This window comes from Pseudorhizobium endolithicum, from assembly GCF_902153245.2.
GTDB classification, from domain to species: domain Bacteria; phylum Pseudomonadota; class Alphaproteobacteria; order Rhizobiales; family Rhizobiaceae; genus Neorhizobium; species Neorhizobium endolithicum.
In genome coordinates this window covers 314765-330293 of the sequence record NZ_CABFWF030000011.1, presented here as the reverse complement: position 1 = coordinate 330293, position 15529 = coordinate 314765, and the positions used below count along the sequence as shown (strand labels likewise).

General features: G+C 59.0%; 14 protein-coding genes and 1 pseudogene. 11 read left to right on the top strand and 4 right to left on the bottom strand.

The window, feature by feature from the left end; genetic code table 11:
* Positions 1 to 22 precede the first annotated feature (22 nt).
* From purU to RTCK_RS09620, 11 genes are all read left to right on the top strand, one after another.
* Complete coding sequence (gene purU / locus RTCK_RS09670) at positions 23 to 907, top strand: formyltetrahydrofolate deformylase (RefSeq protein WP_142592635.1); 885 nt, start codon at positions 23 to 25, stop codon at positions 905 to 907.
* A 343-nt stretch (positions 908 to 1250) separates the two neighbouring features.
* The gene (locus RTCK_RS09665) at positions 1251 to 3302 is read left to right on the top strand and encodes a hydantoinase/oxoprolinase family protein (protein WP_142592634.1); all 2052 of its coding nucleotides are present in this window, start codon (positions 1251 to 1253) and stop codon (positions 3300 to 3302) included.
* Complete coding sequence (locus tag RTCK_RS09660; RefSeq protein WP_142592633.1) at positions 3295 to 4980, top strand: hydantoinase B/oxoprolinase family protein; 1686 nt, start codon at positions 3295 to 3297, stop codon at positions 4978 to 4980. Before RTCK_RS09665 ends, RTCK_RS09660 begins: the two co-directional genes overlap by 8 nt.
* 72 nt (positions 4981 to 5052) lie before the next feature.
* Positions 5053 to 6108 (top strand): ABC transporter substrate-binding protein, encoded by a 1056-nt coding sequence (locus tag RTCK_RS09655; RefSeq protein ID WP_142592632.1) that lies wholly within the window; start codon positions 5053 to 5055, stop codon positions 6106 to 6108.
* Positions 6109 to 6173: 65 nt separating this feature from the next.
* Positions 6174 to 6998 (top strand): ABC transporter permease, encoded by an 825-nt coding sequence (locus tag RTCK_RS09650; RefSeq protein ID WP_211181449.1) that lies wholly within the window; start codon positions 6174 to 6176, stop codon positions 6996 to 6998.
* Positions 6999 to 7005: 7 nt separating this feature from the next.
* Positions 7006 to 7821 (top strand): ABC transporter permease, encoded by an 816-nt coding sequence (locus RTCK_RS09645; RefSeq protein WP_142592631.1) that lies wholly within the window; start codon positions 7006 to 7008, stop codon positions 7819 to 7821.
* 32 nt (positions 7822 to 7853) lie between these two features.
* Positions 7854 to 8921, top strand: a complete 1068-nt coding sequence (locus tag RTCK_RS09640; protein WP_142592630.1) for a hypothetical protein — start codon at positions 7854 to 7856, stop codon at positions 8919 to 8921.
* Positions 8915 to 10543: a class I adenylate-forming enzyme family protein gene (locus tag RTCK_RS09635; RefSeq protein ID WP_185927975.1), complete on the top strand. Its 1629-nt coding sequence runs from the start codon at positions 8915 to 8917 to the stop codon at positions 10541 to 10543. Before RTCK_RS09640 ends, RTCK_RS09635 begins: the two co-directional genes overlap by 7 nt.
* An 11-nt stretch (positions 10544 to 10554) precedes the next feature.
* Positions 10555 to 11331 carry an SDR family NAD(P)-dependent oxidoreductase gene (locus RTCK_RS09630; protein ID WP_142592628.1) on the top strand — a complete coding sequence of 259 codons (777 nt, stop codon included), beginning with the start codon at positions 10555 to 10557 and terminating at the stop codon, positions 11329 to 11331.
* Positions 11332 to 11335: 4 nt separating this feature from the next.
* Positions 11336 to 12439, top strand: a complete 1104-nt coding sequence (locus tag RTCK_RS09625; protein WP_142592627.1) for an ABC transporter ATP-binding protein — start codon at positions 11336 to 11338, stop codon at positions 12437 to 12439.
* Between the two features lie 93 nt (positions 12440 to 12532).
* Positions 12533 to 13288 (top strand): GntR family transcriptional regulator, encoded by a 756-nt coding sequence (locus RTCK_RS09620; protein WP_185927974.1) that lies wholly within the window; start codon positions 12533 to 12535, stop codon positions 13286 to 13288.
* Between the two features lie 681 nt (positions 13289 to 13969).
* Here the strand turns inward: RTCK_RS09620 and RTCK_RS20870 are convergent.
* The 4 genes and pseudogenes from RTCK_RS20870 to RTCK_RS09605 all read right to left on the bottom strand — a co-directional run.
* Positions 13970 to 14193 (bottom strand): annotated as a pseudogene (locus tag RTCK_RS20870) (hypothetical protein); the annotation flags it as partial.
* A gap of 95 nt (positions 14194 to 14288) precedes the next feature.
* Complete coding sequence (locus RTCK_RS09615; RefSeq protein ID WP_142592625.1) at positions 14289 to 14582, bottom strand: helix-turn-helix transcriptional regulator; 294 nt, start codon at positions 14580 to 14582, stop codon at positions 14289 to 14291.
* A gap of 17 nt (positions 14583 to 14599) precedes the next feature.
* Positions 14600 to 14968 (bottom strand): hypothetical protein, encoded by a 369-nt coding sequence (locus tag RTCK_RS20865; protein WP_235988642.1) that lies wholly within the window; start codon positions 14966 to 14968, stop codon positions 14600 to 14602.
* A gap of 56 nt (positions 14969 to 15024) precedes the next feature.
* A complete protein-coding gene (locus RTCK_RS09605; RefSeq protein ID WP_235988641.1) occupies positions 15025 to 15360 on the bottom strand; it encodes a hypothetical protein in 336 nt (111 codons plus the stop codon).
* Positions 15361 to 15529: the final 169 nt, after the last annotated feature.

Below are 15529 nucleotides of genomic sequence, written 5' to 3'. Positions count from 1 at the left end.
CGAACACCTCGCTGGAGAAAGCATGAAAAAGTTCAACTTGACCGTAACCTGCGATACAAAACGCGGCATCGTGGCGGCGATTGCGGGCTTCCTTGCCGAGAACGGCTGCAACATCACCGACAGCGCGCAGTTCGACGACCGGGAAACAGGCCGCTTCTTCATGCGGGTCAGCTTCATCAGTGAAACCGGTGCTGACCTCGATCTGCTGAAGACTGCCTTCGCTCCCATCGCCGACGACTTCGCCATGAACCATGCCTTCAATAATGAAGACGAAAAGATGAAGGTCGTGATCATGGTCTCCCGCTTTGGACACTGCCTGAACGACTTGCTTTATCGCTGGCGCATCGGGGCGCTGCCTATCGACATCGTGGCAGTGATCTCGAATCACATGGACTATCAGAAAGTCGTAGTGAATCACGATATTCCGTTTCACTGCATAAAGGTCAGGAAGGACAACAAGGCCGATGCCGAGGCGGCGCAGATGCGCGTCATCGAGGAAAGCGGCGCCGAACTCGTGGTGCTTGCGCGATACATGCAGGTTCTCTCCGACGATATGTGCCAGAAGATGTCGGGGCGTATCATCAACATCCACCACTCCTTCCTACCGTCGTTCAAGGGCGCCAATCCTTACAAGCAGGCGTTTGAGCGCGGCGTGAAGCTGATAGGCGCCACGTCCCACTATGTCACGGCAGACCTGGACGAGGGGCCGATCATTGAGCAGGATACGGTGCGCATCACGCATGCCCAGTCTGCTGACGACTATGTCAGTCTTGGCAGGGATGTTGAGAGTCAGGTGCTGGCGCGGGCGGTCCATGCCCATATTCACCGTAGGGTCTTTCTCAATGGAAACAAGACCGTGGTGTTTCCGGCCTCGCCCGGTTCTTTCGCATCCGAGCGCATGGGCTGACAAATAGCCGGTTCGGGAGAGGAAGGGATGCCGGGACAATGGCATTCCCCTCTTTTTGCGTGATCCTCAGGGGTAACGTCTTTGCACTTCCGTCTTTTCGTCCAGCTGGACCTGCCCGACCCGGGCTGTAAACTCCTTCGCCCGACCGCAATCGCGGGCTTCCAAAAAAAACGCCATCCCGCCAAATCCTGCTTTTGGTATACGGATAGTATACCGATTGTTTGCCGATATTTCAAAGGGTTATAAGAAAGTTGTGGCCATCGGCTCAAAGAACGCTTGCTCAGTATCCAAAACGTATGCTTTGATGGGCTTCAGTTAAGAACCTGGGCGAGATGAGAGCAATATGAGTAACTGGATTGTGGGCTGTGACGTCGGAGGCACCTTTACCGATTTCAGCGCCACCGAGGTGGCGAGCGGTCGAGCTGTCATCCACAAGCGCCCGTCTACTCCAGACGATCCCTCCCGGGCGATCCTGACGGGCCTTCGCGAACTCACCGAGATGCACTCGATCGAACCCGCATCCATCAAGCGCTTTGCCCACGGCACGACCGTTGCAACGAACGCGCTTCTCCAGCGCAAGGGTGCCAAGGTAGCTGTGGTAACCACAAAGGGATTTCGCGATCTGCTGGAGATCGGCCGTCAAGCTCGTCCCTTGATCTATGATCTTCAGGTCGACGCGCCGCCGGCCCTTGCGGAGCGCCATCTACGGTTCGAAATCGATGAGCGCATCGGTCCGGAGGGCCAGGTGATCCGTCCGCTCACAGACGAAGCTCTTGCGGCTCTCGTCGAGGCTATCGATGGAGAAGATGGCATCGAGGCAATCGCCATATGCCTGATTTTTTCTTACATCAACCCAGACCACGAACAGCGCATTGCCCGTGAACTACGAAAGGCCTTTCCGGAAACCTTTGTCTCGGTTTCTTCCGAGGTGCAGCCTGAATTCCGTGAGTATGAGCGCTTTTCGACTACCCTGATCAACGCCTTTCTTCAACCTGAAGTCACCCGCTACATGGATCGTCTTCAGAAGGAAATTCGTGCAGTGGCGCCTAATGCGGAGTTCGGCATTTTCCAGTCAAGCGGTGGTCTGATGTCGGTAGAGCGGGCGGCGCAGCTTCCCGTACGTACTGCACTTTCCGGTCCGGCGGCGGGAGCCGTCGGCGCGTCCGGGTCAGGGGCCGCTTCGAAGATCGACGACGTCATCACTCTCGATATCGGAGGGACATCCACGGACGTCTGCTTGATCCGTGGTGGTAAGACTGCCCTTGCCAATACGCGCGACATTTCCGGCTTCAGGATCCGGTTGCCCATGGTTGACATCCACACGGTGGGGGCAGGAGGCGGCTCGATCGCGCGGATCGGCACTGACGGACTGATGAAGGTCGGTCCCGAAAGTGCGGGGGCGGTTCCAGGGCCTGCCTGCTACTGCCGGGGAGGCACGCTTCCAACGGTCTCCGATGCGAATGTTCTCCTTGGTCGCCTGCCGAAAACGCTCGCGGGGGGAGGTCTCACAATCGATCCCGATCGCGCCGCAAGCGCGATTCAACCGCTTGCCGACGAGCTTGGCGTATCCTTGCAGGATGCCGCCCTTGGCATCATCGGCATTGTGACCGCCAACATGACCCGCGCGATACGCGTCGTCTCCATCGAAAAAGGCTACGATCCCCGGCGCTTCGCCCTCATGCCTTTCGGGGGTGCGGGTGGACTTCATGCGGCAGACGTCGCCCGTGCACTCGGCATGAAAAGTATTCTACTGCCGCGTGCGCCGGGTATCCTGTGCGCCGAGGGTCTGATTGTCGCGGATCTTCAGGAAGATTTCGTCATCAATGCCAGGGCCGAACTCGACGGGGATCTCTCGGTTGTAGAGGCCGGCGTGTCGGCTCTCGGCGAGCATGCCCTGAGCTGGTTTACCCATGAAGCGGCGGATGTCGAAAGTCGGATGATGACTCTGCATTTCGACATGCGCTACCTCGGCCAAAACTACGAACTTTCCGTCGAGGTTTGGAAGGGGTCGGATCAGCCGATCTGCCCCGCGGCCTCCGTCCTGCGAGAGGCTTTCCTTGCGGAGTATCGCCGTAGTTACGGTCATTGCGATCCTGATGCGCCGGTCGAGATTGTGAACCTGCGCCTGCGCGCGTCGGGCGGTTTGGCCCGCGCGAAAACTGCGGCGATCTTCAGGGAAGGGGAGTTGAAACCTTTCGATACTGTCGATGTCTGGTTTGCCGGAGAAGGGCCGGTCGCCACCCGGATGTATCGCCGCGAGACCTTGCCGATCGGCAGCGAAATCAAAGGCCCCGCCATCATCACTCAGCTTGACAGCACCACAGTGGTCCCACCGGATGCCGTCATCCGTGTTGACGCTGTCTTGAACATGATCATGGAGCTTGAAAATGTCTAAAGCTGAGATCGACCCGATAACGCTTGAGATCACCTGGAATGGTCTGAAATCGATAGCCGATGAGTGCTTCATCACGATCATGCGAAGCGCATTTTCCTCCAACGTAAAGGAAAGGCACGACCATTCCACCGCAATTTCGGATGCGACGGGGCGACTCGTGGTTCAGGCCGAGATGTCGCTCCCGGTCCACCTCGCCTCCATGGGAGGCATGCTCAAGGCCGCCATCGAACTCTACGGCGACGACATCGGGCCCGGCGATCTCTTCGTCGCAAACGACCCGCATGTCGCTGGTGGAACGCATCTTCCCGATATCAATATGGCAGCGCCGGTCTTCGACGGTGACAAGCTCCTGGGGTTCGTGGCCAATATCATTCATCACGCTGACGTCGGTGGCGCCGCAGTCGGATCGATGTCGGGCGGGTTGGACGAGATCTACAAGGAAGGCGTGCGGATCCCGGTCGTACGCCTCTACCGTCGAGGCGAGCGCGTTGATGACGTCATGCGGCTTCTCCTTCTCAACATGCGCCTCCCCGACGAACGGCGGGGTGATCTCAATGCTCAGATTGCCGCTTGCCGTCTTGGCGAATCGAGGCTGAAGGATCTCTTGAGTGAACACGGTGGTGACGGGTTGCGCGCGATCTTCGACGCGATCATCTCCCGGACGGAGCTTCGTATGCGGCGTGCCATCGCGGCCCTTCCTGACGGTTCATACAGCTTTACCGACTTCATGGATGACGATGGGGTAGGGACGGAGAACATCAAGATTGCACTTGAGGTGGTGAAGAAAGACGATCGAATCCGGTTTGACTTCACCGGCACGGATCCACAGGTGAAGGGCAATTTCAATCTGACCTTCAATGCCACCCAGTCGGCGATCTGCTATTCGTTGAAGGCTCTTCTCGATGCGGAAGTGCCCACGAACCAAGGCATCTTCGATGCCATCGACATCATTGCGCCGGCGGGAAGCTTCGTAAACTGCGTGTCGCCTGCAGCCGTCGCAATGCGTGCGAATTCCTGCCAGCGCGTGGTCGACTGCGTGCTTGGCGCGCTTGCCCCCGTGGTACCGGAGAAGGTAATCGGTGCTGCAAATGGGGCGAACACCTCTGCTGTCTTTGCCGGTACGGACCCGCGGACAGGCAATATGTATGTCTATCTTGAAACGCTCGGTGGCGGCATGGGCGCGCGGGCCACGCATGACGGCAAGGACGGCGTTCAGGTTCATATCACCAATACGTCAAACCTTCCCGTGGAGGCGATAGAGCTGGAATACCCGCTGCGCGTAGAGGCGTATTCGCTGATCCAGGATACCGGCGGTGCCGGCCGCCAGCGCGGCGGCATGGGCATCCGCCGCGTGATCCGACCCGTCGATCACGAATGTGAATTCAACGGCGTGGGTGAGCGCTTCCGCCATCAGCCCTGGGGCGTCTTCGGCGGGGCTGCGGGCAAGACCGGCGCCTTCTACCTTGTCGGCCAGGACGGAAAGGCCGAAAAGCTCACGTCGAAGGCTAGCAAGATCATCCTGAAAGCCAACGCGCTTGCGGTTATCGAAACACCCGGGGCGGGCGGCTACGGCGAGGCATCGGAACGGTCGCTCGAGGAGATCCATCGAGACATCCGTGCGGGCAAGATTTCGCAGGAAGCCGCGGAAAGGGACTATCCGCAATTCACCGCCAGCTGAGCTGGTTCGGGTTGCGGGGTCCTCGGATCCGCGATCCAAGTAATTACCAACCAAAAGAAGGGGAGCATCAGCATGACCAACAAGGGAAATGGAATTTCACGCCGGAACTTCATCATTGCAGGTTCAGGACTTCTGGCTGCCCCGGCGGTGTTGCGCGCGACGAGTGCGACGGCAGCCTCGAACCAGCTGACGTTCGTAACCTGGGGCGGCACATACAAGGACGCCCTGGTTGAAGGCGCCATCAAATCCTTCACCGAGCAGACCGGCGTTCAAGTTACCATCATCGACACCCCCGACCTCGCCAAGGTCAAGGCGCAGGTCAGCACCGGAAACGTACAGTGGGATGTGTTTGATGCACCCAGCGCGATCGGGACCGGTGGTGCGGCCGAAGGATATTGGGACGACTTCGACGACGGGCTCTTCGATCTGAACGATCTTACATTGGCGCCCTCCAACAACCTCGTCCCCTTCTATACCTACGCCGGTGGTATCGCCTATGATCCCAAACGTCACCCGGAGGGAAGTCACCCGACGACCTTTGCCGAGTATTTCGATGTCGAGAAGTTCCCGGGCCGCCGCACCTTCCGTGACCGCCCGAGCGAAACGCTGGAGGCAGCACTTCTTGCCGATGGGGTCGCACCAAAGGACCTCTATCCGCTCGACGTCGACCGGGCCTTCGCAGCGCTCGACCGCGTCAAGCCTTCGGTCGCCTCATGGGTCGGCGCTACCCCGCAAACCGTAACGCTGTTGCAGACGGGGGAAGTAGACTTCTCCTACTCCTATGCGGCGCGCGTACGGGCGGCCCAGACCGACAACGGCGGGCTCGCCTTCTCCTTCGCGCAGACGATCAACGCTTCGGAATATCTGGCCGTGCTGAAGGGTGCGCCCAACCGCGAAAACGCAATGAAGTTCGTGTCTCACATGCTCAAACCGGAAGTGCAGGCCGCGACGATGGAGATCCTCGCCTATACGCCCAACTCGAAGACCGCCCTGCCGCTCATGTCGGAGGACGCCCGCAAATGGCTTCCGGACATGAACAATCCGAACAATGTCATCCTTGATGACGCCTGGTGGGCCGAAAACTTCGAAAGCGTGACGCGTCGTTTCAAGGAATGGATTCTCATGTGAGCACGATAGGCGGTCGGCTCTGCTGACCGCCTTGGCAACTTCGCCTTGAACTGGAGCAGCGACCTATGATCCGAACTGCTGAAATGCGTGGGGCGTTTTTCTTCGTGACCCCGGCAACGCTGCTGACCCTGACGATTCTGGCGGTGCCGCTGTTCTACATCTTCTACAACAGTGTCGGTGGCGCGGGTCTAAGTCTTGCTGCCTTTCGTGACCTGTTGAGCAGCGGTCTGTTCCTGCGCACGCTCGCCACCACCGTGATCATCGCGGTCTCGTCCGCAGTTCTCAGTCTTGTCCTCGGCTACATCATCGCGCTGCATCTCACGCGCCAGCCGCCGAAGCGGCGCAGCATCTACATGATGCTCGTCCTCCTGCCGTTCTGGACCAGCGTTCTGGTCAAGTGCTACGCGTTTACGGTTCTGCTTGGCCGGGCGGGTCTGGTGAACGAGTTTCTGAGCTGGGTAGCCGGGAGCCCGGTCCAGCTCGAGCTTGTCCTCAACCGGATCGGTGTTCTGATCGGCATGACAAACTACCTCACGCCATTCGTGGTCTTCCCGATCTTGGCGAGCCTCTTGGCGATAGATCCTGCCGTATATCGGGCGGCAACCGTTATGGGGGCGGGGCCCGTGCGTATCTTTTTCACCGTGACCCTGCCCCTTAGCCTTCCGGGCATCATCGCCGCGCTTTCGAGCGTGATGGTTATGGGCCTCGGCTTCTTCGTCATTCCCGCACTTCTGGGTGGTCCCCGCGACGCCATGCTCTCGAACCTCGTCGATTTCTACACCCGGGAAACGCTCGATTGGAACATGGCCTCTGCCGCCGGCGTGCTCCTTCTTGGACTGGTCGTCCTCGTGACGGTGCCGCTCACGATCCTCCGCAAGAGAAAGGCTTGAGACGATTATGTTGATCCGCCAGATCTCGGACTCCGCCAGCCGCCGCTATCGCCTTCTCGGAACTACGCTTGCAAGCCTGGTGTATCTCTTCCTGCTGCTGCCGATCGTCATCGTCGTGCCGATCGCTTTCGGACCGACCAACGGGATCGCCTTTCCGCCTGAGAGCTATTCGCTCGACCTGTTCCGGCTCTTCCTCTCGTCTTCGGATTGGATCGGTCCCCTTCTGCAGAGCCTGAAGGTCGCGGTGATCTCGACGGTAGTCGTGCTTCTGGTCGGCGTGCCTGCTGCCTACGGCATCGCCCGCTTCCAGTTTCCGGGCAAGGTGGTGATTGCGGGGGCGATGATGTCGTCGCTAGTCATTCCCACCATCGTCACGGCGCTCGGGCTGTATCTCTACTTCTCCTACCTGCGCATTACCGGGACAACGTTCGCCATCGTACTTGGTCACGTCATTTTCACCATGCCCTATGTGCTGGTCATGATGATCGCCGGCGTCCAAAAGCTCGACCAGAATCTCGAATTCGGCGCGCAGCTGATGGGAGCAACCCGCTTACGGATGTTCAGGACGGTCGTCCTCCCGCAACTCGTCCCGTCACTCATCGGGGCGACGCTTTTCGCCTTCCTGATCTCCTTTGATGAAGTCGTGATCTCCTGGTTCCTCGCTGGCCCAACCACCGCCACGCTCCCCGTGAAGATGTACAGCGCGATCAAGTGGGAGATCTCCCCCGTCATTGCCGCGGTCTCCACTATGCTGACGGCCATCTCCCTCGTCGTTTGTCTGATCATGGTCGCCTTGCAGAAGACGACCCCGTCGAATGGCTGAAATTCTCACCCGCAAGTATAAGGTCCATGGAAATGTTGCAGCAAAAACCTGTCGAAACGATCGAGGAGCTTCGCGCCCGTACCGATCTTGCCAGCATGTTTGCCTGGCAGATGGTCTCAGGCATCACCTCGATGTGCTATCGCGAAAAGGGTGAGGCCGTTCTGGTCGAGATCTGGCGCCGGCTCCTGGCCTCGGAGCAGCGTGACCGGTTCCTCCAGGCTCTCGACAAGCTGGAAATTCGCGACAATCCGCCGGCCGTGACCGCAGCGCTCTACCACTACTTCTCGAACTCGATCGGCGGGCTGAACATGCAGATCGTGATCGAAAGCCCGCGCAAGGCCTGGATCCGCTATATGGCGCCTTGGGGCTCCTACCCCGGCATGGCGGCGCTCTGCGTGCCAACCTCGGTGCGTCGCACCATTCTTTCGACCTGGCATCCGCGCAATGGCGAGCTTCTTGATTGTCCGCGCCTGGGCTGGGTGGCAACAAAATTCGTCTCGGAAGGCCATCCCTACGACGAAGGTTATTTCTACGAGTACGACCACGACCTGCGCCCGGAGGAACGCTTCCGCGTCGAGCATGTGGAGAAGAGCCCCGAGTTCATTCCGGAGCTGGCTCCCAAGCTGAACCCGGTGACCTGGCCGGAAGCTCGCGTCCTGAAGGGTGGATACAATTACGCCGTGGACTATGTCCGCCACGTCATCCACATCCTCTACGAATTGCTGGGCGTCAACGCTGCCAACGACATAATCCGCGCAGCCATGCGCCTTCTGGCCTGCCAGTTCACGCCGACGCTTTCCAATGCGACCGGCGAGCATGGCAAGGACGCCGTCGGCGTACTCAAGCTGTTTGCGGCAATCTTCACGTCCTTCCGCAACGACGTTTCGGTCGAAGGCAATGCCGAACGGGCAGTGTTGCGGCTTCGCGGTTTCACGCCCTTCACCACGGATATCGACGCCGAACTTCGCGCCTCCATCTTCGAATTCTTTGTGATGGTCGTGCGCCAGAAGAATGGCCATCTCAAACTGGATCGTGCTCCGCTGACCGCGGATGGTGAAGAGGTCTGGACGCTGACCGATGCAGGAGAATGGCTGTGGTAAAGTTGGCTCGCGCCGAAGGGGCTCCCTTTTTTCGCGATGACGAAACTGTACCCGGGCTCCTGGCCCGGGCGGCGGCGGAGCGTCCGGACCATGTTTACATGCGCGCGAATGGTGAGGAGATCACCTGTGCGAGCCTGGCAGCGCGCGTGGAGCACGTGGCTGCCGGTTTCGCTGCACTCGGCGTGAAGCCGGGCGACCGTGTGGCTGTGATGATGGGTCATCACCTGGACCACGTGATATGCTTCTTCGCAATTATGCGCGCGGGAGCCGTCCTCGTCCCGGTCAATGTCGCAATCAAGGGGCCGGGTCTCGTCTATCAGATCGAGCACAGCGCGCCCTCGCTGATCGTGGCGGATGCCGAATTTTCCGACGTGCTCGCTGAGCCGATCAGAGCCGCCCAGGCGAAAGGTGCTCGTGCGGATGTGGTTTGGCGTTTGCGCGAGGGAGAGACCGTGCTTCCTGCGCCTGGCCACGCGCTCTCGCAGATGTCGGTGGCAGATGCGGCTGCCGCGCCGGTGATAGCCCACGACTGGAAGGATCTGCGGATAATTCTCTATACCTCCGGCACGACCGGTGCGCCAAAGGGCGTGCAGATGTCGGACCGCATGGTGCAAGCCACCGCGCTCGGGTCGATCTGGCTTTCCGATATGCAGCCGGGTTCGGTCCTGCATTTCTGGGATCCGATCTATCATGTCTTCGGCGCGGAGGTTCTCGTGCTTGCGCTGATGGTACCCGTGACGCTGCACATGGTGCCGCGGTTCTCTGCATCGAAGTTCTGGAGCGAGGTCAAAGATGCCGGTGCCACCCATATCCACTTCGTGGGTGGGGTGCTCCAGCTGCTGCTCAAGCAGCCACCGAACGAGCTCGACCTTACCCATGGTGCGAGAATTGCTTGGGGCGGTGGCTGCCCGCGCGACGTCTGGGGCGCCTTCGAGGAGCGCTTTGGCATCGAGATTCGCGAAGGCTACGGCATGACAGAAACCTCTAGCTTCTCGACGATCAATCCCGGTGGCAGCAAGGCCGGAAAATTGGGATCCATCGGCACAGGCGTCGACTACTATGCGGTGGAAGTCGTGGATGAGCTCGGAAATCCCTGTGCTCCGGGTGTTCCGGGAGAAATCCGTGTGGCCGAGCGCGAGCCAGGCGTGTTGACGGTCGGGTATTACGAGAACGCGGAGGCTACCGCTTCTGCCTTGCGGGAGGGATGGCTCTACACGGGCGATCTCGCACATGTCGATGCGGACGGTTTCATCACGTATCTCGGACGCAAGAAGGACAGCCTGCGCCGCCGCGGCGAGAACATCTCGGCCTGGGAGGTGGAGCGTGTCGTGAACGATCACCCCGAGGTCGCCGAGTGCGCGCTTGTCGGGGTAGTCAACGAGATGGGTGACGAGGATCTTAAGATCTTCGTGCGCCGCATCGAGGGCAGCACGCTGCAAGGTGCGGATCTGCTGGCATGGAGTGCCGAACGCATGGCGCGCTTCCAAGTCCCGCGTTTCGTGCGCTTCATCGAAGAATTCCGCAAAACGCCAACGCAGCGCATTCAAAAGCAGTTCCTTTCGAACTCGATTGAAGACTTTGACTATGACGCCGAGAGCCGCGGTGCGCGTGCGGAGAGATAAGGATCGAGACTATGCAGCTTGAAGGCAGGGTTGCCATCATCACCGGCTCGGCGCAGGGGATCGGCGAGGGCATTGCACGAGAATATGTCGCCGAAGGTGCCCGTGTGATCCTGGCTGATATCCAGGACGAAAAAGGTCGGGCGCTCGCAGCCGACCTCGGCGGAGACGATGTCTGCCGTTACGTCCATTGCGACGTCTCCTGTTCGTCGGATGCCTCAGCGCTGGTAGCGGCGACCGTTGCGGCATTCGGCCGGCTTGATGTCGTCGTATGCAATAGCGGCATCAACCTCACCGGGACGATCCTCGACCTCAGGGAAGAGGACTTTGACAAGGTGCTGTCGGTCAACCTCAAGGGTGCGTTTCTTGTGGGGCAGGCCGGCGCGCGCTGGATGGTGGAACACGCCGTTCAGGGTTCGATCATCAACATGAGTTCGATCAATGCGCTTGTCGCGAGCCCCCATATCCTCGCCTATGCAGTGTCAAAGGGCGGGATCAACCAGTTGACGTCCGCCATGGCCCTGGGTCTGGCGCCGCATGGTATTCGTGTCAACGGCATAGGTCCGGGCTCGATCGAGACAGAACTTCTGGCAAAGATCTTCGAGAATGACCCTGCCGTGCAAAAGGGGATGCTTGCCCGCACCCCGCTCGGTCGGCTTGGAAGCACCCGCGAGATTGGACGAATCTGCGTCTTCCTGGGCTCGGAGGATTCCTCTTACATGACCGGCGAGACGATCTATGCCGATGGTGGCCGTCTACGCCTTGCCTATACCGTGCCGGTGAAGGAGTAAGCTGATGACGAGAGACCGGGTCAACCAGCTTCAGGACGATGAAGCTGCCATTACTCTGGAAAACGTATCGATGAATTTCGGCACGTTCACGGCGCTTCGCCCAACAGACCTGAAGGTGAAATCGGGAGAGTTTCTCACCCTGTTAGGCCCTTCCGGTTCGGGAAAGTCGACGCTTCTCAACCTGATTGCGGGATCGCTTGCACCCACGACCGGTCGCATCCTGCTTGGAGGGCGCGATATCACCTTCGCTCCCCCGCGCGAGCGTGGGATCGGTATGGTGTTTCAGAACTACGCGCTGATGCCCCATATGTCGGTTTTTGAGAACGTCGCCTATCCCCTGCGCATACGGCGCGAACCGAAGGACGTGATCGGCAAGAAAGTCCATGATGCTCTTGCGCGGGTCGGGCTGGAAGGCTTCGATGAACGCAAGCCCAAGCAGATGTCCGGCGGTCAGCAACAGCGCGTCGGCATCGCGCGCTGCATCGTGTATTCGCCTTCTATCATCATGATGGACGAGCCGCTCGGCGCGCTGGACAAGAATCTGCGAGAGCAGATGCAGGACGAGATCAAACGTCTTCATACGGATCTGGGGACGACTTTCATCTATGTGACCCATGATCAGGAGGAAGCGCTGAACATGTCGGACCGCATCTGCCTGATGAATGTGGGGGGAATATCCCAGCTTGGAACGCCGGATGAACTTTACTTCGAGCCAAGAAACCGTTTCGTCGCGGAATTCATCGGCGAGTCAAACTTGATCTCGGGACGGATTACTGGACGTGACCGATTTCTTGCGAACATCGGAGGTGAGTATGCGGTACCCAGCCGCGAGATCGCGGTCGGGCAGGAGTGCAGGCTGATGATCCGACCCGAGCGTCTGATGATGAGCTCGCCCGAGAACGAGCCCGCTGCTGGCAGGAATTCACTCCGCGGCCGGATCATCGACACCTCCTTTATCGGTGGTATGACGCGAATTCAGGTCGAGATGGCGGATGGCATGGTCGTGACGTCGAAGGCAATCTCCGAACATGGGAGGGCGGGAGTTCAGGCGGGAACCGAAGTTCTTCTGGAATGGGATCCCGTGAATTCCGTTGTGTTGACGGACTGACGTCACAGAGCCGGATTTCGTATTTTTCTGTTGCGTATTTTCTGACGAATGGGTGTTACTGGGGTGACAAAAAAGGCGAGGCACGTGGTCCTGATGTCTGAACAAGTCAGTGAGCGGGATGGAGCCAAGGTCCAGAAGCTCGTGCGCGACGCGATCATTCGTCTCGAGTTGCGCCCCGGATCCATCATCGATGAGGCAGGGCTGGCCGCGTCGCTCTCCGTCTCGCGCACGCCGGTTCGAGAGGCGATGATCCAGCTTATCGCCGACGGCCTTGTCATTCGCGACGGTCGCAGTGCTCGCGTGGCGCCGTTGGATTTCGACGATGTTCCGAAGATCTACGAGGCACTTCTTGTATCGAGCCGGATGATCAATAGGCTCGCCGCGGAAAATCGAACCAGCGCGGAGCTGGCGGTTATTCGCAGGGCGATGCTTGCCTTCGAGGAGCTGGTATACGAAGGTGACGGGCTGGAGCGGCAGGATGTGAATTTCGATTTTCACATGCAGATAGCAACCGCGGCTCACAATCGGTATTTCCTTGAATTCTACGAGCGGGCGATGATTGCGTCCAGCCGCCTGGCACGCGCCTGCTTCTCGAACACCGATCGTCAGAACATCGCCGACTCTCGCTCGGACAGCGAACTTGTGCTGCACGTGCAGGAGACTGTGCGGCAGCATCGCGCCATAGTCGATGCGATAGCGGACCGGGACGTGGAGGCTGCGGACCGCCTCGCGGTCGAGCATCAGGAACTTTCGTTTTCGCGGTTGAAGAAGGCGCTGTTTAGCGGAGCCGATGCCATAACCTCGCTTCCCGATCTTGCGGGAAGGAGGGAGATGTTCTCCCTTACTTGATCAACAACGTCCGGTGCTTCATTTCGCAAATTCTGATCTCCACCCGGGGGGGCGAGCCCGACGTGATCTTGCTGAGTTGAAAGGATCTCCTTTCGACGTTCAGCATTGAGTGCCGGAGAAGGATCTCCATCTTCCCATGCTGATCCGCCGCGGGTTCCGTTGGCGCTTTTGCTCTACTGCGTCCGGATGGCCCACGGGTCGAGACAATGGGCTCCGCATAGAGGCGCTCGTGTCGGACAACGCCATGCAAGTCTTCGATGTAATCAAGCCCCCGCAACCAAATCCCTCTCCCCTGCATCATGTCGCTGGCGCGAAGACTTCATCTTCGCTGGCGAGGTAGCTCGTCGTCCTGCGGACCATAACCTGAAGGCCGCAGGTTCAAATCCTGCCCCTGCAACCAAAGACCACTTGAAATGCAAAACGGAAGCTTCCAACTGGCATTTCCTGTGCTTTTTAAGCAAACGGAACCAAGAAATTAGCTAGTCTGATTGCCCCGTCGCAGGCTCAGATCCCTTCAAGGCGGCAACTACTATCGAGGCGAGTGGAGCGACGCTAACGCGCGCACCTTCATCATCAGGCTCTTCTTAGGCCGCAACGTCACCTTCATCAGGGGCTCAGGCGGCTGATCGGCGACACTGGTCAGGCTTGACCAGTCCTTCGATGGGCTGCACGCTACGTAGCAACGCCCCGACCTTTGACGATCCCGTCCGGGGAGGCTGCGAGTGCACTGAACATCAATCCGAGGTGTTCAATCTTCTGGCTGGCTGTCTCCTCATTCCGGACGCCATTCCTGCGGTAGCCGATCTCGGTCAATGTCGAAGTCTTGAATCGGATGAAGTCGGCCATCTCCATGGCAAGGTGAGGGGTGCATCGACGACGCCGGAGAGCGGGTCGGGATCCGCGAGCGCCTCTGTCGTAGATGCCTCTTCTTCATCATCCCGCAGCCCCTTACTTGGCATCCGACACGAGACGGTTCTGCACTGATACTAAAACTACGTTTTTACATGCGATCCCGGTCCCCGAGCCGAGGAACAAATCCCACAACAAAGCCGAACAACCGACCTATCCTTTCTATCGTTTCAAGCGTTGGATTAGCCGTGCCGGCTTCGATCTCCGCAACTTGGCGCCTAGTCAGCGACAGGGTCTTGGCAAACTCTTCTTGCGTCATGCCGAATCCTTTGCGGATCTCCGCTACCGCACCGAGCAGCCTCAGATCCCCGGTTCGAGCACGCTCCGCCAGCGTTCTGCGGTTTTCAAGGATCTCCTCTTTCGTCGGCTTTTTCCATCGAGCCATCTAGCGGTCCTTCGCCATCATTGACACGCCGCCAGAACGCTGTCTGCTATCGCGATACAGCGCCCCATCGCGCGATCCAGAATGTCCGGAGGCGTGCTCATGTCTTTCGCCATGGTCGGGGCCTGGCGCAGGTGTTCGGCAAACGTGCTAAGCTCAGCTTCGAGCGCACTCTGCTCAGCAGGATCAGGCTTCAGTTCGCCGCAAATGTGCTTCCAGTCGGGAAGATGATCGCGACCTCCGAGATCGTAATCGACGATCGACGCGCCCTGGAAGCCAGCCGCGTCGTCCTTGAGTTCCAGCGTCGCAGCGTGATGCCGCTCACCATCAAAATAGGTTTGGAGCGTTAGGCGCATTAACTGACCCTTGAAATGGTTCAGATAATACATTCTCCGAAATTATTCAACCCAGTAAAGTGGTTCATAACTACCGTCAGAACTGCCAGCTACCGAAACAGTGATTGAAGCTTCTGATCCGCTGACCATCTTTCGCCACGCAGCGCATTGCCGCAAGCGAACAGAATGAGCGGCAGGCTGAGCACTGGTGTCATCCAGCTTCGGAGCCACTGTTTGCGTCGAACGAGATGAGCGAAACGGCTCCCATTGCAGCGAAGAAGACCATCCCAAGTCCTATTGCTTTGAAAGGCTCGTAAGCCGGGCGAATGCTGAGCATAGCGCAATTGCCTTGCCAGCCTTCGCTTTTCGAATGCCAGTTGATCGCGCTGGCGACCAAGCACGTATACGCCCTGCATTATCTGCTCTTCGAAGCTCGATTTCGCCATATTGCCTCCTCGGCGGAGATTGCGCTATCTCAATAGCGGACGCGGCCAATGACAGACCATCATCTGGATCTTGTATTCAACGCGATCGCGCATCCAGAGCGGCGTCGCATCTTCATCGCTTAAGAGCAGGAGACTGAATGCTGTTCATCTCGCCTGAGCACCCCACAAT

What these genes read in the sequence shown, in the direction of transcription:
- RTCK_RS09615 (WP_142592625.1), bottom strand. Translation starts at nt 14,582, where the DNA reads ATGGCTCGATGGAAAAAGCCGACGAAAGAGGAGATCCTTGAAAACCGC.
- RTCK_RS09640 (WP_142592630.1), top strand. Translation starts at nt 7,854, where the DNA reads ATGTTGCAGCAAAAACCTGTCGAAACGATCGAGGAGCTTCGCGCCCGT.
- RTCK_RS09655 (WP_142592632.1), top strand. Translation starts at nt 5,053, where the DNA reads ATGACCAACAAGGGAAATGGAATTTCACGCCGGAACTTCATCATTGCA.
- RTCK_RS20865 (WP_235988642.1), bottom strand. Translation starts at nt 14,968, where the DNA reads ATGTATTATCTGAACCATTTCAAGGGTCAGTTAATGCGCCTAACGCTC.
- RTCK_RS09665 (WP_142592634.1), top strand. Translation starts at nt 1,251, where the DNA reads ATGAGTAACTGGATTGTGGGCTGTGACGTCGGAGGCACCTTTACCGAT.
- RTCK_RS09620 (WP_185927974.1), top strand. Translation starts at nt 12,533, where the DNA reads ATGTCTGAACAAGTCAGTGAGCGGGATGGAGCCAAGGTCCAGAAGCTC.
- RTCK_RS09645 (WP_142592631.1), top strand. Translation starts at nt 7,006, where the DNA reads ATGTTGATCCGCCAGATCTCGGACTCCGCCAGCCGCCGCTATCGCCTT.
- RTCK_RS09650 (WP_211181449.1), top strand. Translation starts at nt 6,174, where the DNA reads ATGATCCGAACTGCTGAAATGCGTGGGGCGTTTTTCTTCGTGACCCCG.
- RTCK_RS09660 (WP_142592633.1), top strand. Translation starts at nt 3,295, where the DNA reads ATGTCTAAAGCTGAGATCGACCCGATAACGCTTGAGATCACCTGGAAT.
- purU (WP_142592635.1), top strand. Translation starts at nt 23, where the DNA reads ATGAAAAAGTTCAACTTGACCGTAACCTGCGATACAAAACGCGGCATC.
- RTCK_RS09630 (WP_142592628.1), top strand. Translation starts at nt 10,555, where the DNA reads ATGCAGCTTGAAGGCAGGGTTGCCATCATCACCGGCTCGGCGCAGGGG.
- RTCK_RS09605 (WP_235988641.1), bottom strand. Translation starts at nt 15,360, where the DNA reads ATGGCGAAATCGAGCTTCGAAGAGCAGATAATGCAGGGCGTATACGTG.
- RTCK_RS09625 (WP_142592627.1), top strand. Translation starts at nt 11,336, where the DNA reads ATGACGAGAGACCGGGTCAACCAGCTTCAGGACGATGAAGCTGCCATT.